Origin of the sequence: Salipiger abyssi, assembly GCF_001975705.1 — a bacterium.
In the GTDB taxonomy this organism is placed as follows: domain Bacteria; phylum Pseudomonadota; class Alphaproteobacteria; order Rhodobacterales; family Rhodobacteraceae; genus Salipiger; species Salipiger abyssi.
The window spans coordinates 2,461,547-2,481,316 of sequence record NZ_CP015093.1 but is presented as its reverse complement, the minus strand read 5'-3'; the positions used below and the strand labels follow the sequence as shown (position 1 = coordinate 2,481,316).

Annotated in this window: 23 protein-coding genes; 10 read left to right on the top strand and 13 right to left on the bottom strand. The window is 66.4% G+C overall.

Going from position 1 to position 19,770, the window contains the following annotated elements; genetic code table 11:
- Positions 1-68 precede the first annotated feature (68 nt).
- The 4 genes from Ga0080574_RS15575 to Ga0080574_RS15560 form a co-directional block, all read right to left on the bottom strand.
- Positions 69-1,307, bottom strand: a complete 1,239-nt coding sequence (locus tag Ga0080574_RS15575; RefSeq protein ID WP_076701502.1) for a Hint domain-containing protein — start codon at positions 1,305-1,307, stop codon at positions 69-71.
- A 142-nt stretch (positions 1,308-1,449) separates the two neighbouring features.
- Positions 1,450-2,352: a DMT family transporter gene (locus Ga0080574_RS15570; protein ID WP_076701497.1), complete on the bottom strand. Its 903-nt coding sequence runs from the start codon at positions 2,350-2,352 to the stop codon at positions 1,450-1,452.
- 80 nt (positions 2,353-2,432) lie between these two features.
- Positions 2,433-2,972 carry a pseudouridine synthase gene (locus Ga0080574_RS15565; protein ID WP_076701493.1) on the bottom strand — a complete coding sequence of 180 codons (540 nt, stop codon included), beginning with the start codon at positions 2,970-2,972 and terminating at the stop codon, positions 2,433-2,435.
- Entirely contained in the window at positions 2,966-3,427 is a 462-nt protein-coding gene (locus Ga0080574_RS15560) for a nucleoside deaminase (protein WP_076701489.1), read from the bottom strand. Before Ga0080574_RS15560 ends, Ga0080574_RS15565 begins: the two co-directional genes overlap by 7 nt.
- Positions 3,428-3,505: 78 nt before the next feature.
- Between Ga0080574_RS15560 and Ga0080574_RS15555 the strand changes: the two genes are divergently transcribed.
- The 7 genes from Ga0080574_RS15555 to Ga0080574_RS15525 all read left to right on the top strand — a co-directional run bounded on the left by Ga0080574_RS15555 (position 3,506) and on the right by Ga0080574_RS15525 (position 9,958).
- Positions 3,506-4,330 (top strand): pseudouridine synthase, encoded by an 825-nt coding sequence (locus tag Ga0080574_RS15555; protein ID WP_076701485.1) that lies wholly within the window; start codon positions 3,506-3,508, stop codon positions 4,328-4,330.
- Positions 4,331-4,443: 113 nt separating this feature from the next.
- Positions 4,444-4,644 (top strand): hypothetical protein, encoded by a 201-nt coding sequence (locus Ga0080574_RS15550; RefSeq protein WP_076701481.1) that lies wholly within the window; start codon positions 4,444-4,446, stop codon positions 4,642-4,644.
- 24 nt (positions 4,645-4,668) lie between these two features.
- Positions 4,669-5,517: a hypothetical protein gene (locus Ga0080574_RS15545; RefSeq protein WP_076701476.1), complete on the top strand. Its 849-nt coding sequence runs from the start codon at positions 4,669-4,671 to the stop codon at positions 5,515-5,517.
- 174 nt (positions 5,518-5,691) lie between these two features.
- Positions 5,692-6,582, top strand: coding sequence for a 5-bromo-4-chloroindolyl phosphate hydrolysis family protein (locus Ga0080574_RS15540; protein ID WP_076701472.1), 891 nt, complete (start codon positions 5,692-5,694; stop codon positions 6,580-6,582).
- Between the two features lie 37 nt (positions 6,583-6,619).
- Positions 6,620-7,822 carry a toxic anion resistance protein gene (locus tag Ga0080574_RS15535; protein WP_076701468.1) on the top strand — a complete coding sequence of 401 codons (1,203 nt, stop codon included), beginning with the start codon at positions 6,620-6,622 and terminating at the stop codon, positions 7,820-7,822.
- 3 nt (positions 7,823-7,825) lie between these two features.
- Positions 7,826-8,806: a DUF2927 domain-containing protein gene (locus Ga0080574_RS15530; RefSeq protein WP_076701464.1), complete on the top strand. Its 981-nt coding sequence runs from the start codon at positions 7,826-7,828 to the stop codon at positions 8,804-8,806.
- A gap of 18 nt (positions 8,807-8,824) precedes the next feature.
- On the top strand, positions 8,825-9,958 hold the full coding sequence (locus tag Ga0080574_RS15525; protein ID WP_076701460.1) for an SPFH domain-containing protein: 1,134 nt from the start codon (positions 8,825-8,827) through the stop codon (positions 9,956-9,958).
- Between the two features lie 33 nt (positions 9,959-9,991).
- On the opposite strand, the gene Ga0080574_RS15520 is transcribed toward Ga0080574_RS15525, so the two are convergent.
- Positions 9,992-10,279 (bottom strand): cupin domain-containing protein, encoded by a 288-nt coding sequence (locus Ga0080574_RS15520; protein WP_076701455.1) that lies wholly within the window; start codon positions 10,277-10,279, stop codon positions 9,992-9,994.
- Positions 10,266-10,868 carry a hypothetical protein gene (locus tag Ga0080574_RS15515; protein WP_237219266.1) on the bottom strand — a complete coding sequence of 201 codons (603 nt, stop codon included), beginning with the start codon at positions 10,866-10,868 and terminating at the stop codon, positions 10,266-10,268. The genes Ga0080574_RS15520 and Ga0080574_RS15515 overlap by 14 nt, the downstream gene beginning before the upstream one ends.
- Positions 10,869-10,997: 129 nt before the next feature.
- Here Ga0080574_RS15515 and Ga0080574_RS15510 point away from each other — a divergent pair, with 129 nt between their 5' ends.
- Complete coding sequence (locus Ga0080574_RS15510; RefSeq protein ID WP_076701450.1) at positions 10,998-12,083, top strand: TFIIB-type zinc finger domain-containing protein; 1,086 nt, start codon at positions 10,998-11,000, stop codon at positions 12,081-12,083.
- Positions 12,084-12,175: 92 nt separating this feature from the next.
- On the opposite strand, the gene Ga0080574_RS15505 is transcribed toward Ga0080574_RS15510, so the two are convergent.
- Positions 12,176-12,589, bottom strand: a complete 414-nt coding sequence (locus tag Ga0080574_RS15505; RefSeq protein ID WP_076701445.1) for an Hsp20/alpha crystallin family protein — start codon at positions 12,587-12,589, stop codon at positions 12,176-12,178.
- Positions 12,590-12,723: 134 nt separating this feature from the next.
- Here Ga0080574_RS15505 and Ga0080574_RS15500 point away from each other — a divergent pair, with 134 nt between their 5' ends.
- Together Ga0080574_RS15500 and dtd are read left to right on the top strand one after the other, a co-directional pair.
- A complete protein-coding gene (locus tag Ga0080574_RS15500; RefSeq protein ID WP_076701441.1) occupies positions 12,724-13,623 on the top strand; it encodes a carbohydrate kinase family protein in 900 nt (299 codons plus the stop codon).
- On the top strand, positions 13,620-14,063 hold the full coding sequence (gene dtd / locus Ga0080574_RS15495) for a D-aminoacyl-tRNA deacylase (RefSeq protein WP_076701437.1): 444 nt from the start codon (positions 13,620-13,622) through the stop codon (positions 14,061-14,063). Before Ga0080574_RS15500 ends, dtd begins: the two co-directional genes overlap by 4 nt.
- 87 nt (positions 14,064-14,150) lie before the next feature.
- On the opposite strand, the gene Ga0080574_RS15490 is transcribed toward dtd, so the two are convergent.
- The 6 genes from Ga0080574_RS15490 to Ga0080574_RS15465 form a co-directional block, all read right to left on the bottom strand.
- Entirely contained in the window at positions 14,151-15,104 is a 954-nt protein-coding gene (locus Ga0080574_RS15490; RefSeq protein ID WP_076701433.1) for a 2-hydroxyacid dehydrogenase, read from the bottom strand.
- On the bottom strand, positions 15,101-15,439 hold the full coding sequence (locus tag Ga0080574_RS15485) for a tRNA-binding protein (RefSeq protein ID WP_076701428.1): 339 nt from the start codon (positions 15,437-15,439) through the stop codon (positions 15,101-15,103). The genes Ga0080574_RS15490 and Ga0080574_RS15485 overlap by 4 nt, the downstream gene beginning before the upstream one ends.
- The gene (gene proC, locus Ga0080574_RS15480) at positions 15,432-16,247 is read right to left on the bottom strand and encodes a pyrroline-5-carboxylate reductase (protein ID WP_076701424.1); all 816 of its coding nucleotides are present in this window, start codon (positions 16,245-16,247) and stop codon (positions 15,432-15,434) included. The genes Ga0080574_RS15485 and proC overlap by 8 nt, the downstream gene beginning before the upstream one ends.
- Positions 16,248-16,412: 165 nt before the next feature.
- Complete coding sequence (locus tag Ga0080574_RS15475; protein ID WP_076701420.1) at positions 16,413-16,913, bottom strand: type III secretion system chaperone family protein; 501 nt, start codon at positions 16,911-16,913, stop codon at positions 16,413-16,415.
- Between the two features lie 250 nt (positions 16,914-17,163).
- On the bottom strand, positions 17,164-17,712 hold the full coding sequence (locus Ga0080574_RS15470) for a DUF3859 domain-containing protein (RefSeq protein ID WP_076701416.1): 549 nt from the start codon (positions 17,710-17,712) through the stop codon (positions 17,164-17,166).
- A 148-nt stretch (positions 17,713-17,860) separates the two neighbouring features.
- Positions 17,861-19,459, bottom strand: a complete 1,599-nt coding sequence (locus tag Ga0080574_RS15465; RefSeq protein WP_076701411.1) for a phosphoenolpyruvate carboxykinase — start codon at positions 19,457-19,459, stop codon at positions 17,861-17,863.
- Between the last annotated feature and the right edge of the window lie 311 nt (positions 19,460-19,770).

Sequence of the window (19,770 nt, the reverse complement as noted above, 5' to 3'; positions counted from 1 at the left end):
AAACTCGCACCGGCGCGGCACGGGCGCAACCCGGCTTATGCGCCGTCATGCCATCACAGGAAGGCCGCTCAGCCGTTGCCCGCCATGGCCAGCGGCGGCGCATAGAGCGCCGCAACCTCTGCCTCTGCCTCGGACCCCGAGACCAGGCGACGCGCCGGCACGCGGGCCATGCCCTGCAATTCGGCGGGAATTCCGGCCAGGCGGATGGTGTAATCGGTCACCAGCAGCGTCTCGACCCAGGCGCCATTGGCGCGGATCAGCTCATGCGCGCCCAGGAGCAGGTGGAAGTAATGCGCCAGCCGGCAACCGGGACGATCGGTCACTCCAGCGACGCCCGCCAGTTTCCGGGCAGAGACCAGAAGGCGCGGATTGTCCTGCGGGATGGCGATCCGGTGCTGCGGTGACACCCGCAACTCGCGCTCGGGAAAGCCCGGACCCAGCGCGTGCTTACGCAGGCGGACAGGTTTCATCCGGTGCGGGCCGTCGCGAAACCGGTAGGTGGAAGAGGAACTGAACAGCAGCGGTTGCATGCCGTGATCGAGGGTCAGCAGCCGGTCGCCCGGGCGCAGCGTCTCGACCCGCCGGGGGCCTTCCTCGGTCTCGATCAGAGTGCCCCTTAACAGGCAGACCGCGCCGGATTCGAAGCTGAAGTTCGACGACGACAGCGACGCGTAGTTCAGCCACCTGACCTGTGTCACCGACCCGTCGGGAAGCGAGACCAGCGTACCATAGTTGCCATCGTCGCTGAGATAGGGCGCCAGCTCGTCATAGGTGGTGATGCCGGGATAATTGATCGCGAGAATATCGCCGTCGGCCGCGCTGTAATCCTCGATATAATTGGTGCCGCTATCGGCGGAGATGACAAAGACGTCGGCGCCGCCATGGCCATAGACGGTGTCCGTTCCTGCACCCATCTCGATGCGGTCATCGCCGGCGCCGCTATAGACCAGATCGTCGCCATCGCCGTCGCGCAGGACGTCATGGCCGTCGTCGCCATAGATCGTGTCGTTGCCGGCGCCGCCCTCCACGGTATCGTCGCCGGTATCGCCGTGCAGGCTGTCGGCCCCATCGCCACCCGAGATCGAGTCGTTGTCGGCGCCGCCCGAGACGGTGTCATTGCCCTCGCCGGTATCGACGACATCGTTGCCGTCGCCTGCCTCGATGCTGTCGTCGCCGATACCGCCATCGATGGTGTCGGCGCCTTCGTAGCCGACAATGGTGTCCCTGCCATCGCCGCCGGAGATGGAGTCGTCGCCCGACGTGCCGTCGATCCAGTCGTTGCCGCTGGAGCCCGAAATTGTTGCCATTGCCCTGCCCGCTCTGCCTGCCGTCCCGATATAGGCGACAAAATCTTAATGCGTTGTTTCCCTTCGCATACCGCATTTTTCGAATCGTGAACAGGGCACGGCCGGTAGGGCGGCGCCCGGTGCGACGAAAAAGCCGCGGCGGCTAGAGCGCCAGGACCAGCACCAGAATCGACAGCGCCAGAAAGCCGATCCCCGCCAGTTCCCGGCGGGTGACGCGCTCCTTGAAGAACATCACCGAGGCGATCAGCGAAAAGACCAGCTCCACCTGCCCCAGCGCCTGCACATAGGCGGCGTTTTGCAGGGTGAAGGCGGTGAACCAGCACAGGCTGCCCGCCATCGAGGTGAGCCCCACCCAGATCGCCACCTTGCGCGCCCGCCAGACGGCGGTGATCTGCCCGGGCTCGGCAAGGCGCATCCAGAGCGCCATGGCAAGGAACTGCGACAGCACCACGCAGCACAGCGTGACCGAGGCGCGCAGGAACGGGTCGCTGACCTCGAGCTGCAACGATGCGCCGCGATAGCCCACCGCCGAGAAGGCAAAGAAAAGACCCGAGGCAAGCCCCAGCGCCACCGCCCGGTTGCCCAGCCGGCGCAGCCAGTGGCCGCTCACCCCCGGCATGTCCGACAGCAGCAGCACACCCACCAGACCGATGAGGATTGCCCACCAGCCCACCGGCGACAGCCCCTCGCCCAGCAGCACCAGACCGACCAGCGCCGTCTGGATAACTTCGGTCTTCTTGAAGGTGATGCCCACCGCGAAGTTGCGCTGCCGGAACAGCGCCACCACGCAAATCGTCGCCAGGATCTGCCCGGTGCCGCCGGTCAGCGCATAAGCCCAGAAGAGCGGGCCGAGCGCCGGCACGCTTTGTCCGGTCAGCGCGATATAGAGTCCGGTGATCAGCAGCGCCGGTGGAAACGCATAGGCAAAACGCGCAAACGTGCTGCCGGTGGCGCTGAGACCGCCCATGCTCAGCACCTTCTGCACCATGAAGCGCAGGGTCTGAAAAAAGGCGGCGGCGATGGTGACGATGATCCAGAGGTCCATGCCGTCACGCTATGGCGCGATTTTTCCGGAAAGACCAGATAGATGGAGCAGACGCCCGGGAAGCCGCCGCGCACGCGCAATCAGAGCGCGCGCCATTCTCCGGGTGCCAGCCCGGCGACCGTCCAGTCGCCCACCGACCAGCGCACCAGCCGCAGGCAGGGCAGGCCCACATGCGCCACCATGCGCCGTACCTGGCGGTTGCGGCCCTCGGTGATCGTCACCTCCAGCCAGGCATCGGGCACGGTCTTGCGGAACCGCACCGGCGGCACGCGCGGCCAGAGATCGGGCGCGGGCAGGCGGCGCACCTTGGCGGGCCGGGTCGGCCCGTCCTTCAGCGTCACGCCGACGCGGAGCTGCGCGAGCTGCGCCTCCTGAGGGTCGCCCTCGACCTGCACCAGATAGGTCTTGGGCTTCTTGAATTTCGGATGCGCGATGCGGGCCTGCAAGCGCCCATCATCGGTGAGCAGCAAAAGCCCCTCGCTGTCGCGGTCGAGCCGTCCGGCGGGATAGACCTTCGGCACGTCGATATAATCCGACAGCGTGGCACGCGGGCTGTCGGCGGTGCCCTTGTCGGTGAACTGCGACAGCACGCCAAAGGGCTTGTTGAAGAGAATCAGCATCCCGACTCGCGCCTCTCTGCAAAGAAGCTCTTCAGCAGCGTTTCCGCCTCTTTTGCCGCAATCCCGTCATAAACCTCCGGCGCGTGATGGCATTGCGGATGCGAAAACACCCGCGCGCCCTGTGCCACGCCGCCGGATTTCGGATCGCCCGCGCCGTAGTAGAGCCGCGCGATGCGGGCAAAGGAAATCGCCGCCGCGCACATCGGGCAAGGCTCCAGCGTCACGTAGAGATCGTGCCCCGGCAGCCGCTCCGATCCCGCCGCCGCGCAGGCGGCGCGCAGGGCGAGAACCTCGGCATGGGCGGTGGGATCGTTGAGCTCGCGCGTCCGGTTGCCGGCGGCAGCGACCACCGTCCCCGAGGGGGAAACGACCACCGCACCCACCGGCACCTCGCCGCGCGCGGCGGCGGCGCGGGCCTCTGACAGCGCCTGATCCATGTGACTGCGAAAACTCATACGCGCGGTGATAGCCGAGCCGCGCGGCTTTGGCGAGGCGGCTTCCCCCGGGCACCGCTTTGCAGTATGGCGAGAGACATGACAAAGCCCCCTGCCCGCCCGACCAAAGACCCCAAGACCCCGCCCGGCGACCGCATCGCCAAGGTGCTGGCCCGCGCCGGCGTCGCCAGCCGTCGCGAGGCGGAGCGCATGATCGAGACGGGCCGCGTGACGGTGAATGGCGAGACCATCACCCGCGCCGCGCTGAACGTCACCGAAAAGGACAAAATCACCATAGACGGCAAGCCTTTGGAGGCACCGCAGGCGCCGCGCATGTGGCTCTATCACAAGCCGCCGGGGCTGGTGACGACGACGAAGGACGAGCAGGGCCGCCGCACGATCTATGACGATCTGCCCGACGACCTGCCCCGGGTGATGAGCGTCGGGCGGCTCGACCTCAATTCCGAGGGGCTGCTGCTGCTGACCAATGACGGCGGCATCAAGCGCAAGCTGGAGCTGCCGGTGACCGGCTGGCTGCGGAAATACCGCGTGCGGGTCAACGGGCGGCCCACGGAGGAGATGCTGGCACCGCTGCGCAGCGGTCTGGTGATCGACGGTCAGGCCTTCCAGCCGATGCAGGTGGCGCTCGACCGGCAGCAGGGGGCGAATGCCTGGCTGACCATCGGGCTGCGCGAGGGCAAGAACCGCGAGATCCGCCGCGCCATGGCAGATATCGGGCTGACCGTGAACCGGCTGATCCGGGTCTCCTACGGCCCCTTCCAGCTCGGCCAGCTGAAGCCCGGCGAGGTGCAGGAACTGCGCGGCCGGGTGATCCGCGACCAGCTCGGTCTCGACGGCGCCAAGCCCGACCGGCCGCAGCCGACACGCCGGCGCAAACCGCGCGGTGCCTCTGGCAAAGGCTGATCGCGTAGCGCGCAACAAGCGGTGCTAAGCCTTCATTTACTTTGACGAAAATTGGGCGGCCAATTCACGAAAGCCGCCGCTTTTTCGCCCGGATTTCCGGTCAAGATCTTCGCATGATGACGACGATCCTGGCCCTGCTCATTCTGACCGCCACGACCCTGCTGGTTCTCGGGAACCTGCGGATGGTCGCGCATGACACCTATGAGGCGCTGTCCAGCGCCGCCAGCCGCATCCGGCAGAGCGGCAACCCGAGGGCCAAGCTCGCCTTCGCCGCGCTCTGGGTGCTGATCTTCGCCCTGAGCTACCTTCTCTGAGCGGCGCGAAAGGAGCCTGAGGTCATGGCCAATATCGACTATGGATCATATCGCGACGATGGCATGGGGCCGCTCGATTCCGGTCTGGCCGTGCTCTTCCTCGCGGCGTTTCCAATGATCCTGCTGCTGTTTCAGGGCAGCGCCACCTCGGCCTTTGCCGCCGTGCTGCAACTGTCGCTCTTTCTCATGGCGCTGCGGCTCATCCACCGTGGCCAGAAGCTGCAAAACACCTATGACAGCGCCGAGATCGCCCGCGCTCCGCGCATCCCGCGCAAGATCCTCGGCGCGGTGCTGATCGGCATCATGGTGACGATCCTCGCCGGGCACCATTTCTATTCGCTGCTGCTGCCGGTGGGGTTTGGTGCACTCGCCTCGGCGCTGAGCCTTGCCGCCTTCGGCATCGACCCGATGAAGGACAAGGGCGACATCGCCGCCGTTTCCGACGAGCCGCGCAAGTTTACCTCGCACGCCTCCGACGCGGTTCTGGAGCGGATTGACGCCACGCTTGATGGCATGGTGCAGGACGTTGCCGCGCTCGGCGACCGCGACCTGACCCGCCAGATCGAGGCCCTCAAGACCGGTGCCATGGGGCTGATCGCCGCGCTTTGCGCCGAAAACCCCGATATCAAGCAGCTGCGCAAGCCGGTGGTGAAATTTGTCGAGCTGCTTCGGCAGGAAAACGCTCGCCTGATTGCCGCCTGGGAGGCGGGAGATCGCCATCGCGCCCGCCGCCGCTATCTTGCGCGCATCGCAGTTTTGGGACAAGCCTTTGAAGAACGGGCAAGAAAATCGGTCACCAGCTCCGGTCGCGATGCGTTCGAGCTTGAGGCAGACCTGCTCTGGCACCGCATGCGCATCGACCTGGTGGCCTGAGCCAAAACGGCGGTCTTTCCCCCTAGCAAGTTCGGCCCTTTCCCCCTAAGTTTTCTCCGAAACGAGAAAATCCCGGAGGCGGCATGTCTGGCACGGCCCTGCAGAAGGTGGCCTATGTACTTCTGATCGTGCTCCTTTTCGGAGTCACGTCCGGCTGGCTGGGTGGGCTCTGAGATGGCCCAGAGATTTGGCGGAAAATACAGCCCCGACGCAGCGGAAAACGCACCCGATGAACCGATTCGTCCGAGCCACTACTCGGGCGCAAAGGTGGATCCGGTGGGCGCGCGATCGAACGTGCTTTTCGTGCCGCCGATCGTGCTGGCCGCGACCTCGCTCAATGACGGCGCGGTGGGGCTTGTCACCGGGCTCGCCGGCGCCGGGGCGCTGCTGCTTGGCGCCTGGCTGCTGCGCGACGGGTTGCGGGCGCAGGCCGCCTATGAAGAGCGCCGTGTTGCGCGCCGCCCCGCGATCCCGCGCAAGATCTTTGCCGCCGCGCTGGCCGGCGTCGGCGTTGCCGTCGCCGCGTTCAAGGCCGAGCCGGGCGTTATCGCCCCCGCGCTTTACGGGCTCTCGGCGGTTGTGCTGCATCTCGGCGCCTTCGGCATCGACCCGATGAAAAACAAGGGGATGGAGGGCATCGACACCTTCCAGCAGGATCGCGTCGCCCGCGTTGTGGACGAGGCCGAATCCTATCTCGTCGCCATGGACGAGGCGGTGAAACGCGCCGGCGACCGTCAGGTCGAGGCCCGCGTCGAGCGCTTTCACCACAAGGTCTCACAGCTCATCCGCACCGTCGAGGAAGATCCGCGCGACCTGACCTCGGCGCGCAAATATCTCGGCGTCTACCTGATGGGCGCCCGCGACGCGGCGGTGAAATTCGCCGATATTTACAGCCGCACGCAGGATCGCGCAGCGAAAAGCGATTTCATGATGCTGCTGACCGATCTCGAAGAGGGGTTCGGTCAGAAAAATGAAAAACTCCTGCTCGATAACAACGCCGACCTGACCGTCGAAATCGAGGTTTTGCGGGATCGTCTGCAACGGGAAGGCGTCCGGCTGAGTTAAGCCGGAGCGCCGCAATAAAGCATGTGGGGAAGATCGGATGTCTGAGAATGTGAAAGCCGAGGCCGAAAAGGCGCTGGCGATGGTTGACGAGGTGAACGCGGTGGTCCTGCCGGAGCCGTCACAGGCGGACGCGGTGGTGCCGCTCTCCGATGCCGCGCCCGAGGTCGACGAAGAGATCCGCTCGCGCATGGAAGAGATCGACATGGGCGATACCAACTCCATCGTCTCCTTCGGCTCGGCCGCGCAGTCCGAGTTGCAGGAGATCTCCCAGGCGATGCTCGACGGGGTGCGCAACAAGGATGTCGGCCCGGCGGGCGACAGCCTGCGCGGCATCGTCACCACGATCCGGGGCTTTTCGGTCTCCGAGCTCGACGTGCGCCGCGATCGCAGCTGGTGGGAAAAGCTGATCGGTCGCGCCGCCCCCTTCGCCAAGTTCACCGCGCGTTACGAAGAGGTGCAGGGCCAGATCGACAAGATCACCGACAACCTGCTCAGGCACGAGCATACCCTGCTGAAAGACATCAAGTCGCTCGACCTGCTCTATGACAAGACGCTGCAATTCTACGACGAGCTGGCGCTCTATATCGCCGCCGGCGAGGAAAAGCTGAAGGAGCTGGACGGCACCCTCATCCCCGCCAAGGAGGCCGAGGTGCAGGCCGCCGCCGAGAACGATCAGGTGATGAAGGCGCAGGAGCTGCGCGACCTGCGCGCCGCCCGCGACGATCTCGAACGCCGGGTGCACGATCTCAAGCTCACCCGCCAGGTGACCATGCAGTCGCTGCCGTCGATCCGGCTGGTGCAGGAGAACGACAAGTCGCTGGTCACCAAGATCAATTCGACCCTGGTCAACACCGTGCCGCTCTGGGAAACCCAGCTGGCGCAGGCGGTCACCATCCAGCGCTCCGCCGAGGCGGCAGCGGCGGTGCGCGACGCCAACGACCTCACCAACGAGCTGCTGACCGCCAATGCCAAGAACCTGCGCGACAGCAACAAGGTGATCCGCGAGGAGATGGAGCGCGGCGTCTTCGATATCGAGGCGGTCAAGCAGGCCAATGCCGACCTGATCGGCACCATCCAGGAATCGCTCCAGATCGCCGACGAGGGCAAGGCGCGCCGCGCCAAGGCCGAGGAAGAGCTGAAGAAGATGGAACACGAGCTGCGCGACACGCTGGCCGCCGCCAAGGCGCGCGGCGACGGCGTGGGCGACAATGCCGGCACCTCCGTGCCGGCGGGCGCCTGAGCCATGCGCGGGGGCTTGCGCCGCGCGGCGCTCGCCATTTTGCTGCTCGCAGGTCTCGCGGCCTGCGAATCCTCGACGCTTGCCCCCCGCAAGACCGAAGTGCCGCCGCATGCGCGCCCCTCTGAACTGCGCCCTGCCGATCCGGAATCGGAGGCGCCGCGCGAGCCGTCGCTGGCGAGCCACGATCTTGAGGTCTATTACGCCCGGGTGCAGGCGGATCTGCTGACGCAGGGCCTGCTGCGCACCGATGGCGGCGGCCCGGACACGCCCTTTACCGACACGATGCTGGCGCGGAATTTCGAACGCATCGCGCTGGCCGAGGAATACGAGCGCGGCGCCGGTCTGCGCCCCTCGCGCGGAGAGCTGGGGCGGGTGAAGAAATGGACCAAGCCGGTGCGCGTCTCCGCCGAGTTCGGCGCGCTGGTGCCCGAGGATCAGCGCGTGCAGGACCGCAACATGCTGATTCAATATGTGAACCGGCTGAACCGGGTGACCGGGCATCCGATCTCGATGACCACCGGCGCGGCGAATTTCCACGTGCTTTTCATGTCCGAGGACGACAAGGCGCAGATCGCCCCGCGCATCCGCCAGCTTGTGCCCGATGTGAGCCCCTCGGCGCTGGAGGTCTTCGAAAACCTGCCGCGCTCGATCCACTGCCTGGTCATCGCCTTTTCCGAAAATCCGGGCGGCTATGCCTATGGCGAGGCCATCGCGGTGATCCGCTCGGAACATCCCGACCTGCTGCGCCGCTCCTGCATCCACGAAGAAGTGGCGCAGGGCCTGGGCCTGGGTAACGACTGGCCCGAGGCGCGGCCCTCGATCTTCAACGACGACGACGAGTTCGCCCTGCTCACCACCCATGACGAGATGCTGCTGAAAATCCTCTACGATCCCCGGCTGAAGCCGGGCATGGACGCCGACACCGCGCGCCCCATCGTCAAGGACCTGGCGGCACAGCTCGCGGGCGGTCTCGGGCCGAGCTGACTTTCAAAGGAGTAACCCATGGGCATTCTGGATTTCCTCTCGGGCCAGTTCATCGACGTGATCCACTGGGTGGACGACACCCGCGACACGATGGTCTGGCGTTTCGAGCGCGAGGGGCACGAGATCAAATACGGCGCCAAGCTGACCGTGCGCGAGGGGCAGTCGGCGGTGTTCGTGCATGAGGGGCAGCTGGCGGATGTGTTCACGCCCGGTCTCTACATGCTCGAGACCAACAACATGCCGATCATGACCTCGCTCCAGCACTGGGATCACGGCTTCCGCTCGCCCTTCAAATCCGAGATCTATTTCGTCAACACGACGCGGTTCAACGGGCTGAAATGGGGCACCAAGAACCCGATCATCTGCCGCGATCCGGAATTCGGCCCGGTGCGGCTGCGCGCCTTCGGCACCTATTCGGTGCGCGTCGCCGACGCGGCGAAGTTCCTCACCGAGATCGTCGGCACCGATGGCGAGTTCACCTCCGACGAGATCAGCTTTCAGATCCGCAATATCATCGTGCAGGAATTCTCGCGGCTGATTGCCGGCTCGGGCATTCCGGTGCTCGACATGGCGGCCAACACCGCCGATCTGGGCAAGATGCTGGCCGAAGGGATCTCCGCCACCATCGCGGAATACGGGCTGACCTTGCCCGAGCTTTATATCGAGAACATCTCGCTCCCCGACGCGGTGGAAAAGGCGATGGACAAGCGCACCTCGATGGGGGTGATCGGCAATCTGGATGCCTATACCAAGTTCCAGGCCGCCGAGGCGCTGGGGGCCGAGGGCTCTGCCGCCGGTCAAGCCATGGGCACCGGGTTCGGCGCCGGGCTCGGCATGTCGATGGGCGCGCAGATGAGCGGCGCGCAGGCCGGCCCCTGGGGCGCCCGCCCGGCGGCGGCGTCACAACCCGCCGCATCGGCCCCGCCGCCGCCTCCCCCGCCGCCGGTCGAACATGTCTGGCACATCGCCGAGAACGGCCAGACCAGTGGCCCATTCTCCAAGGCGCGGCTGGGTCGCATGGTGACCGAGGGCGGGCTGACCCGCGAAACCTATGTCTGGACCCAGGGCCAGGACGGCTGGCAGCGCGCCGAGGATGTGACCGAGCTGGCGCAGCTCTTCACCGTCATGCCGCCGCCGCCCCCGGGCGCGTGACGGGCGCGGACGGCCTGCCCGCCCTCCGCCCGCTCAGAGGATTTCCACCTCGACAAAGCTCATCGGCGCGTCGCCCACGTTGATGACATTGTGCTCGGTGCCCTTGTCGCGGCGATAGGCCTGCCCCGCCGGGGTGAACACATCGCGGGTCTCGCCGCCCGGCAGCTCCAGCCGCATGGTCAGATCGGTCACCGCGACGATCACGTAATCATGCGCGTGCACATGCCAGCCGGTTTCCGCGCCGGGGGCGAAATCGAAGCGCGTGGTGCGGGTCTTGTCATCCGACAGCAGCGCGGTGGCGACGGCTTCAGTTCTGGCCATGGTCAGAGTCCTTTTCGATTTCGAAAGACGCGGGAACCACACGCTCCGGCAGCTTGCTCATCAGCATCGGGCCCATGCAGCCGTCGCGCGGGAACGGCACATCGTCGTCGCGCACCGCCGGGAAAGGCCGCGACGGGTCCACCTGAGAGCCGATGACCAGCCGCCCGTCGAGGCACAGATCCTGCGCCGCATTGCCGATATTGAAGCCAAAGCCCCCCGGCCCGCAATCGGTGCCGGCGCCATCCATGTTCCAGGCCTGCGGCATCGGGTGGCCCTGCCCGAACACGGTGAATTCCGGCCCCGAGGGGCGGAAGCTCAGCGACCAGGTGGTCTCTTCGTTCAGCATGCCAAGCGCCCAGCGACCGATGGGCTCGTTGTCGCGATAGCCCTCGATCACGAAACAGGTCAGGTCGCTCGCCCGCACCTCCTCGCGCCCCAGCAGCGCCGCATCGAAGGACAGCGCGCCGCGCATGGCATAGCCGCCGGAGCCCTGCCACTCGAACCGGTAGCTGGCATTCTCCGCCCACGCCGGCGCCGCGCCAAGGCCCAGCCCCGCCACCAGGAAAATCGTCCAAATCCGCTGTCTCACACGCCCCTCATTCGCCGTGTCGCCGTCTCTGTCGGCGCCACCCTACTCAGCACCGCGGCAAAGGAAAACCGGGTTCCATCCCCCCGTCATCCGCCCTAGGGTCGCGCTGCCGAACCACCGGGGGCGAGGATGACCGAAGAACACCGTTTTCCCTGCGAACAATGCGGCGCCGATTACCGCTACGATCCCACCGAGGGCCAGCTTGTCTGCGACCATTGCGGCGACGTGAAGGAGATCGGCGAGACCGGCCCCTGGAAGAAGGGCATCCGCGAGCTCGATTTCCGCGCCGCGCTCGACAATCTCCTGCCCTTGCAGGAGATGGAGGATCTGCGCGTCACCCAATGCCCCAATTGCGGGGCGGAGGTGGAGTTCGATCCCGACAGCCACGCCACCGAATGCCCGTTCTGTGCCACGCCCGTGGTCACCGATACCGGCACGCACCGGCAGATCAAGCCGCGCGGGCTGCTGCCCTTCGCGCTCGACGAGGCGGCGGCGCGCGAGGCGATGACGCAATGGCTGGGGCGGCTCTGGTTCGCGCCGAACGGCTTGCAGGAGTATGCCCGCAAGGGCCGCAAGATGCAGGGCATCTATGTGCCCTACTGGACCTTCGACGCGCAGACCGCCTCGGATTACCGGGGCGAGCGCGGCACGGTCTATTACGAGACCCGGCAGGTGATGCGCGACGGCAAGATGCAGACCGTGCGGGTGGCCAAGGTACGCTGGCGCGCCGCCTCCGGCCGGGTGGCGCGGTTCTTCGACGATGTGCTGGTGCTGGCCTCGCGCTCTCTGCCCAAGCGCTTCACCGACGCGCTGGAGCCCTGGGATCTGAGCCGGATGGAGCCCTATCAGCCGGAATTCCTCGCCGGATTCCGCGCCGAGGGCTATCAGGTCGATCTCGACGAGGGCTATCAGGAGGCCCGCGCCCTGATGGACCGGCAGATCGAGCGCGACGTGAAATTCGACATCGGCGGCGACCGCCAGCGCATCCACCGCATCGACACCGCCGTATCGAACGTGACCTTCAAGCATATCCTGCTGCCGGTCTGGATGGCGGCCTACAAATATCGGGGCGAGACCTACCGCTTTGTCGTCAACGGCACCACCGGGCGGGTGCAGGGCGAGCGGCCCTGGTCGGCCTGGAAGATCGCCTTTGCGGTGCTGCTCGGACTCATCGTGGCGGGGGTCGTGGGCTATGTCGCGGCACAGAGCCATTAGACACGAATGAAGGGCGGGCATCGCTGCCCACCCTTCCACGGCAACCCGAGAACAGACCTCGGGGAAGGCGGGACGGGGATCACCGCCTCAGCCTATCCTCTGGTCACCGCGATCCTTTTGGCCTTGCCGGTCTCCGGCGCCTTGCGCGGCACCGTGACCTGAAGCACGCCGTCCTTCATCTGGGCCTCGGCGCGACCGGCATCGGCATCGCCCGGCAGGCGGAACGAGCGGCGAAACGCGCCGTATTCCCGTTCCGAGAAATACCAGGTGTCGCCCGTGTCCTCGCGGGTTTCGGATTTCTCGCCGATCACCGTCAGAACGCCGTCATCCACCGTCAACTCGACCGCGTCCTCGGGCACGCCGGGCAACTCCACCGAGATCCGGTAAGCGTTGTCGTTCGACGAGGCATCGGAAGCTGGCGAGAGCCATTCCGAGAGCTTTGTGCTCAGGCCCTTCAACGGTGCGTAGAGATGCGGCCAGAGGCCTGTTTGTGTGGTTTCAACCATGACAGACACCTCCTTTCCTTACGCTTGGGATTATCCCGCAACCTGCCGCACGGCGCCATGATCCTGCGCAAATCGCGGCCTTGTGCCGGCGGAATTCCCGGGGCAGTTTGCGGTAACAAAAACGGGGAAACACCATGATCCTATGCTGCGGAGAATCGCTGATCGACATGCTGCCGCGCACCGCCACCACCGGCGAGGCGGCCTTTGCGCCGGTGCCGGGCGGCGCGGTGTTCAACACCGCCATCGCGCTGGGGCGGTTGGGCGCGCCGGCGGGCTATTTCGGCGGGCTCTCCACCGATCTCTTCGGCGATGCGCTGGCCGGGGCGCTCACCGCCTCGCGGGTCGATTTCACGCTTTGCCCACGATCGGCGCGGCCCACGACGCTGGCCTTTGTCACGCTCACCGACGGTCACGCGCAATATGCCTTCTATGACGAGGCCACCGCCGGGCGGATGCTGGGCGAGGCCGATCTGCCGGAGCTGGGCGACGACGTCGATGCGCTGTTTTTCGGCGGTATCAGCCTCGTCGCCGAGCCCGCCGCCGAGGCCTATGCGGCGCTCTGCGCGCGGGCGGGCGACAGGCTGGTGATGATCGACCCGAATATCCGCCCGGGCTTCATCACTGACGAGGCGCGCTACCGGGCAAGGCTGTCGCACATGCTGGCGCGGGCGGATGTGGTGAAGATCTCCGACGAGGACATGGCGTGGCTCGGCACAACGCCTGCCGAGTTGATCGCCGGCGGCACGGCGCTGGTGCTGGAAACGCGCGGCGCCGAGGGTGTGCTGGCGCTGACCGGCGCGGGCTCGATGGAGGTGCCGGCGGAGAAGGCCGAGGTGGTCGATACGGTCGGCGCCGGCGATACGTTCAACGCGGGGCTTCTGGCCGGGCTGGCGCGCGAGGGGCTGCTGAGCCGCGCCGCGCTGCGTGCCGCATCGCTCGACGCGCTGCGCCCCTGCGTGACGCTGGGCGCGCGGGCGGCGGCGGTAACGGTCAGCCGCGCCGGCGCCAACCCGCCCTGGGAATCCGAGCTGTGAGGGTCCTGATCCAGCGCGTCTCGGAGGCGCGGGTGAGTGTGGGCGGCGCCGTGCTGGGCGAGGTCGGGCCGGGGCTTCTGGTGCTCGTCTGCGCCATGCAGGGCGATGGCGAGGCACAGGCGGAGAAGCTGGCGGCGAAGGTCGCCAAGCTGCGCATCTTCAAGGACGATGAGGGGCGGATGAACCGCTCGGTCCGCGATATCGGCGGCGCCGCGCTGGTGGTGAGCCAGTTCACCCTGTCCGCCGACACACGCAGCGGCAACCGCCCCGGATTTTCGGCAGCCGCCGCGCCCGAGCTCGGGGAGCGGCTCTACGAGCATTTCGCCGCGCGGCTTCAGGTCGAGGGCGTGCCGGTCGCCACCGGCCGCTTCGGCGCCGATATGCAGGTGGCACTGATCAATGACGGGCCAGTGACGATCTGGATGGACAGCGATGGGTGACGGGGTGGTGGGCAAATTGCCCACCCTACGAGTGAGCCGCATCACGGCAACGCTCCCCCGTAGGGTGGGTTTCCAACCCACCACACCTCACACCGGGTTCGGCACCGGCTCTCCGGCGAAGAACGCCCGCAGGTTCGCCACCGCCATGCGGCCCATATCCTCGCGCACCTCCAGCGCTGCCGTGCCCAGATGCGGCAGCAGCACGGCATTTTCCAGCGCCAGCAGCGCTTCGGGCACGCGCGGCTCGTGCTCGTAGACATCCAGCCCCGCGCCAGCGATGACGCCCGCCTCCAGCGCCGCGATCAGCGCCGCCTCGTCGACGATATCGCCCCGCGCGATATTGATCAGATGCGCCGTGGGCTGCATCGCCGCCAGCACGCCCGCGCTCACCAGGTGATGGGTCTCGGGGCTGGCGGGCACCGAGACCACCAGCACATCCACCGCCGCCGCCAGCGCCTCCGGCGAAGCGCAACGGGTGGCGGGGAAGTCGAGCGTCTTTTCCGACCGGCTGGCATAGGCGACCTCCATGCCAAAGCCGAAATGGCAGCGCCGCGCGATGGCCTGGCCGATCCTTCCCATGCCCAGAATGCCGACGCGCTTGCCGCTCATATGCAGCCCCAGCATCTGCACCGGGTGCCAGCCCTGCCAGCCGCCCGAGCGCACCAGCCGCTCGCCCTCGCCGGCGCGGCGGCAGCTCATCAGCATCAGCGTCATGGCGATGTCGGCGGTGGCATCGGTCACTGCGCCGGGGGTGTTGGTCACCATCAGCCCCGCCGCCTTTGCCGCCGCCACGTCGATGTGATTGTAGCCGACCCCGAAATTGGCGAGGATTTTGGCGCGCGGCGTGCCCGCCTCGGAAAAGACATCGGCACCGAAGGCATCGCCCAGCGTCACCAGCGCCCCGTCATACCCGGCGAGCGCCTCCAGCATCTCGTCGCGGCTGAGCGGATCGGGCCGGTCGCGATAGGTCACGTCGAAGAGGCCGCGCGCCTCGGCGACCACGCTCTCGGGCAGGTTGCGGGCGATGAGGATGCGGGTCAATGCAGCCGCGCCCCGAGGGGCACCTCCTGATCGGGGCCGGCCAGCACCACCGCGCCGGCCTCGTCCATGAACCCGAGCGTCAGGCATTCCGACATGAACGGCCCGATCTGGCGCGGCGGGAAGTTCACCACCGCCATGACCTGCCGCCCGACCAGTGTTTCCGGATCGTAATGCACGGTGATCTGCGCCGAGCATTTCTTTTCCCCGATCTCGGGGCCAAAATCGATCCAGAGCTTGATCGCGGGCTTGCGCGCCTCCGGAAAGGGCTCGGCCCGGATCACCCGGCCCACGCGGATATCGACTTTCAGGAAGTCATCGAAGCTTGCTTCAGCCATTGGCCAGCTCCCGCGAGCGGTCCGCGGCGGCGGCCACCGTCGCCTTGATCAGCGGCGGCAGGCCGGTCTCGGCGTCCATCAGCACCTCCAGCCCGGCCTGCGTCGTGCCATTGGGCGAGGTCACATTGCGGCGCAGCTGGCTCGGGTCCTCATCGGCCTGCATGGCCAGCGCCCCTGCCCCCGCGACCGTCGCCCTGGCCAGCGTCATCGCCAGCTCCGGCGCCAGCCCCTGCGCCTCGCCCGCCGCGGCGAGGCATTCGATCATGTGGAACACATAGGCCGGCCCCGAGCCGCTGACGCCGGTCACCGCATCCATCTGCGCCTCGGTCTCGAGCCGCACGACCCCGCCCACGGCGGAGAGCAGCTCTTCGGCCTGCGCCATCTGCGCGGCGGAAGCGTGGGCGTTGCCGACAATCGCGGTGATGCCCTGCCCCACGGCAGCGGGAGTGTTGGGCATGGCGCGGATCACCGGCGTCTCGGCGCCCAGCATGCGCTCATAGCTGTCGATGAGAATGCCCGCCGCCACCGACAGGAACAGCGTGCCGCCATTGCCGAGCGGCACCAGCGAGGGCAGTGCTTCGGTCATCATCTGCGGCTTGACCGCCACCAGCACGATGGCCGGATCGGCGGGCAGCTGCTCGTTCAGCCGAACGCCCTGCGCCTTGAGCCAGTCGGACGGGTGCGGATCCAAGACCCAGACCGATGTTGCGGGCAACCCGCGTTTCAGCCAGCCTTCGAGCATGGCCGAGCCCATCTTGCCACAGCCCAGAAGCACGAGCCCCCGGCGCGCGATATCCCCATTCTGCATGATGTCTGTCTCCTAACGTCGGCGCCAATCTGTCGCGCCGCGCGTCGGGATTCAAGCGTGGAGACGTTGCGGGATGCGGCAACGGTCGCAGCCGGAGCGATTGTCTTGCCGCCGGGGACCACCCCAAGATTTTTCGTACGAAAAATCTTGGGGCCAGCGTGTAGGTCAGGCCCGGCCGTAGGCCTCGGCGATGGCGATCTGGATCGCTTCGGAGGCGGGTTTGCCCGCCCAGGCGATGAGCTGGAACGCCGGGTAATAGCGTTCCGACGACAGCACCGCCGCGGAAATCATCGTGTCGATCTGCTCGGGGCTGGCGCTCTGCCCGCCCGCGAGCACCAGACCGTAGCGGTAGACCATCAGCTTGTGCTCGGCCCAGTAGCTGAACGAACCCGCCCAGCATTGATCGTTGGCCGCGTTCAGCCCGGCATAGAGCTCGGGCAGGGTCTGCTCCGGCGGCTCCATCTCGAAGGTGCAGATCAGGCGCAGGGTCTCGTCATAGGGCGACCAGGCGAGCGTGATCGAATAGGTGCGCCACTGCCCTTCCACCGCCATGGCGATCTGGTCCTCGGCAACGCGGTCGAAATCCCATTCGTGATGTTCGGCGAGCGTTTCGACGATGTCGATGGGGTGAATCTCGTCGCTCAGAAACTCTTCGGACAGTGCCATGCGCCACCTCTTTCTGCTCGTAGCGCCGGGGAAATGGCTGCGCCCCAAGCGCTAGCTGACTGCTCTAGGGGCTGGGAGTTGTTTCCCTCCCCTAGCTACATATCGTGCATGTGGGGGGCAGCTTCTGTAAAGCGAAATATTTGCGACCGACGCAATAAGTTGTGGATGACTGACTGCCGCGCCCAAGATGGCGGCTGTGGATATGTGGGCAAGTCGGGGGATTAAAGGCAGCGCTGCTTCGGACCCCCGGTCAGGACACGAAATCCTGCCCGTAGCAGACCGAGAGCACCGCCGGCGCCGCCAGCTCCGACACCACCTCGAAGCGCTGCTCCAGCAGGCGCTCGCCATCCGCCTCCAGCGCCATGATCCACTCCCCCGGCACCATCTCGTAGGGAAACTCGAAGGTGAAAAGGTTGAGGCTGCTGCGTCCCTCGGCAATCGGCGCCGTCCAGCTTTCGCGGGTGATGCCTTCAGGCCCCATCGGCGGATGTGTCACGATCACATTCATATCCCGCGCGCCGGCCCCGGGGCGCAGGGTGAACTTGATGCCGAAGCTGATCCCCGCCTTCGCCGGCACCACCCGTGTGGTCACATCCATCTCGCGGCTCTGGTCGATGAGGTTGATCTCGCCCATCAGCGTGTCGGGCGCCGGCCGCGCGCCCCGCTTTGTGACCTGACAGATCACCCCGTGATCCAGCAGGACCAGCGGATCGTGCGCATAGGAGGGCGCGGTCTGCGCCGCAACCGGCGCCGGCAGGACCGCAAGAGCGGAGACGGCGAGGGCGAAGAGGCGGGACATCGGCGGCTCCGAGACGGGACAACTCGCGGCCCGGATAGCGCAGACACCTCCTCGGGGGAAGAGGCGCGCCCGCCAATGCCGCGCGATGCGCATGAAAACGCCCGCCGTCTCCGGCGGGCGTCTGGAAGATACAGGCTGCGAGAGCGGATCAGCCGATGGCGGCGGCTTTCACATCCTCGTCGATATAGGGCACGTATTGCTCGAAATTGTCGGCAAACATCTTCACCAGCTTCGCCGCCTGCGCGTCGAACGCCTCCTTGTCCGACCAGGTGCGGCGCGGATCGAGCAGCAGCTCCGGCACGCCCTCGACCGACACCGGCACTTCGAAGCCAAAGTTCGGATCCTTGCGGAAATCGACCTTCGCCAGCGAGCCGTTCAGCGCCGCGTGCAGCAGCGCACGGGTCGCCTTGATCGGCATGCGGTGGCCGGTGCCGTAGGCGCCGCCGGTCCAGCCGGTGTTGACCAGCCAGCAGGTCGCGCCGTGCTTGGCGATCTTGTCACGCAGCAGGTTACCATAGACCTCGGGGCGCAGCGGCATGAAGGGCGCGCCGAAGCAGGTCGAGAAGGTCGGCTGCGGTTCGGTCACGCCACGCTCGGTCCCTGCAACCTTCGAGGTGAAGCCCGACAGGAAGTGATACATCGCCTGCGCCGGGGTCAGCCGCGCGATCGGCGGCAACACCCCAAAGGCGTCGCAGGTCAGCATGATGATGTTCTTCGGATGGCCACCCAGCGCGGTCGCCGACGCGTTGGAGATATATTCCAGCGGGTAGGCGCAGCGCATGTTGGCGGTCAGACTGTCGTCGTCGAAATCGAGCTCGAAGGTCTCGGGATCGAAGACCATGTTCTCGATCACGGTGCCGAATTTCGAGGTCGTGGCGTAGATTTCGGGCTCGGCCTCGGCGCTCAGGTTGATGGTCTTGGCATAGCAGCCGCCTTCGAAGTTGAAGGTGCCGCGATCCGACCAGCCGTGTTCGTCATCGCCGATCAGCACGCGCTCGGGGTCGGCCGAAAGCGTGGTCTTGCCGGTGCCCGACAGGCCGAAGAACACGGCTGTGTCCACCGGGTTGTTCGGCGCGTGGTTGGCCGAGCAGTGCATCGCCATGATGCCCTTGAGCGGCAGCAGGTAGTTCAGCAGCGTGAAGACCGATTTCTTGTTCTCGCCGGCATATTCGGTGTTGGCGATCAGGATCGTCTTCTTGTCGAAGTTCAGCGCGATGACCGTATCCGAGCGGCAGCCGTGCTTTTCCGGGTCGGCCTTGAAGCTCGGGCAGTTGATCACGGTGAAATCGGCGATGAAATCGTCCAGCGCGTCGCGTTCGGGGCGGCGCAGCATGTGGCGGATGAAGAGACCGTGCCAGGCCAGCTCGGTGACCATGCGCACCTTGATCGAATAGGCCGGGTCGGCGCCGCCGGTCAGGTCCTCGACGAAAAAGTCGCGCCCCTTCATGTGCTCGATCATGTCTTCATAGAGACGGTCGAACCCCTCGGGCGACATCTCGCGGTTGTTTTCCCACCAGATCTTGTCGGCCACCGTGTCGGTCTTGACCACGTGCTTGTCCTGGGGCGAACGACCGGTGAACTTGCCGGTGGAAACGTAAAAGGCGCCGCCCTTGCCCAGCGTGCCTTCGCCGCGTTTCAGGGCGGCCTCGATCAGCGCCGGCTCCATAAGATTGTAATAGACATTGCCCAGCCCTTCGATCCCCTGATCTTCCAGCCGGAATTGCGGGTTTACCCGTCCAAATGTCATCTGCCAAGCTCCTGTAGCCGCGCATGACGCGGCGGTCGTCAGTAAGAACGAAAAAAGAAGTCGTTCACCGGAAGCGCCCGCCACCGGCACCGGTCCCTTTAGCACGAGGGCTGACGTTAGGAACAGGAGGCATCTTGCGAGTTAGCGCAACCAAGTTCGGTTTAGCGTTAGCACCCGCGAAACCCCGCCGAACGGCCCGGCACCAACTGAGGCATTTTAGCCATTCGTTACCACATTTCCGCTGCAATCGGGGCTGGACGCTTGCCTGATTCGCAGTTTGGGATTGTTGTAAAGCCCAAATTCACGCATAG

What these genes read in the sequence shown, in the direction of transcription:
- Ga0080574_RS15555 (WP_076701485.1), top strand. Translation starts at nt 3,506, where the DNA reads ATGACAAAGCCCCCTGCCCGCCCGACCAAAGACCCCAAGACCCCGCCC.
- Ga0080574_RS15485 (WP_076701428.1), bottom strand. Translation starts at nt 15,439, where the DNA reads ATGGCTGAAGCAAGCTTCGATGACTTCCTGAAAGTCGATATCCGCGTG.
- Ga0080574_RS15465 (WP_076701411.1), bottom strand. Translation starts at nt 19,459, where the DNA reads ATGACATTTGGACGGGTAAACCCGCAATTCCGGCTGGAAGATCAGGGG.
- Ga0080574_RS15540 (WP_076701472.1), top strand. Translation starts at nt 5,692, where the DNA reads ATGGCCCAGAGATTTGGCGGAAAATACAGCCCCGACGCAGCGGAAAAC.
- Ga0080574_RS15520 (WP_076701455.1), bottom strand. Translation starts at nt 10,279, where the DNA reads ATGGCCAGAACTGAAGCCGTCGCCACCGCGCTGCTGTCGGATGACAAG.
- Ga0080574_RS15525 (WP_076701460.1), top strand. Translation starts at nt 8,825, where the DNA reads ATGGGCATTCTGGATTTCCTCTCGGGCCAGTTCATCGACGTGATCCAC.
- Ga0080574_RS15565 (WP_076701493.1), bottom strand. Translation starts at nt 2,972, where the DNA reads ATGCTGATTCTCTTCAACAAGCCCTTTGGCGTGCTGTCGCAGTTCACC.
- Ga0080574_RS15470 (WP_076701416.1), bottom strand. Translation starts at nt 17,712, where the DNA reads ATGTCCCGCCTCTTCGCCCTCGCCGTCTCCGCTCTTGCGGTCCTGCCG.
- Ga0080574_RS15535 (WP_076701468.1), top strand. Translation starts at nt 6,620, where the DNA reads ATGTCTGAGAATGTGAAAGCCGAGGCCGAAAAGGCGCTGGCGATGGTT.
- Ga0080574_RS15510 (WP_076701450.1), top strand. Translation starts at nt 10,998, where the DNA reads ATGACCGAAGAACACCGTTTTCCCTGCGAACAATGCGGCGCCGATTAC.
- Ga0080574_RS15530 (WP_076701464.1), top strand. Translation starts at nt 7,826, where the DNA reads ATGCGCGGGGGCTTGCGCCGCGCGGCGCTCGCCATTTTGCTGCTCGCA.
- Ga0080574_RS15550 (WP_076701481.1), top strand. Translation starts at nt 4,444, where the DNA reads ATGATGACGACGATCCTGGCCCTGCTCATTCTGACCGCCACGACCCTG.
- Ga0080574_RS15475 (WP_076701420.1), bottom strand. Translation starts at nt 16,913, where the DNA reads ATGGCACTGTCCGAAGAGTTTCTGAGCGACGAGATTCACCCCATCGAC.
- Ga0080574_RS15500 (WP_076701441.1), top strand. Translation starts at nt 12,724, where the DNA reads ATGATCCTATGCTGCGGAGAATCGCTGATCGACATGCTGCCGCGCACC.
- Ga0080574_RS15545 (WP_076701476.1), top strand. Translation starts at nt 4,669, where the DNA reads ATGGCCAATATCGACTATGGATCATATCGCGACGATGGCATGGGGCCG.
- Ga0080574_RS15505 (WP_076701445.1), bottom strand. Translation starts at nt 12,589, where the DNA reads ATGGTTGAAACCACACAAACAGGCCTCTGGCCGCATCTCTACGCACCG.
- Ga0080574_RS15570 (WP_076701497.1), bottom strand. Translation starts at nt 2,352, where the DNA reads ATGGACCTCTGGATCATCGTCACCATCGCCGCCGCCTTTTTTCAGACC.
- Ga0080574_RS15575 (WP_076701502.1), bottom strand. Translation starts at nt 1,307, where the DNA reads ATGGCAACAATTTCGGGCTCCAGCGGCAACGACTGGATCGACGGCACG.
- proC (WP_076701424.1), bottom strand. Translation starts at nt 16,247, where the DNA reads ATGCAGAATGGGGATATCGCGCGCCGGGGGCTCGTGCTTCTGGGCTGT.
- Ga0080574_RS15560 (WP_076701489.1), bottom strand. Translation starts at nt 3,427, where the DNA reads ATGAGTTTTCGCAGTCACATGGATCAGGCGCTGTCAGAGGCCCGCGCC.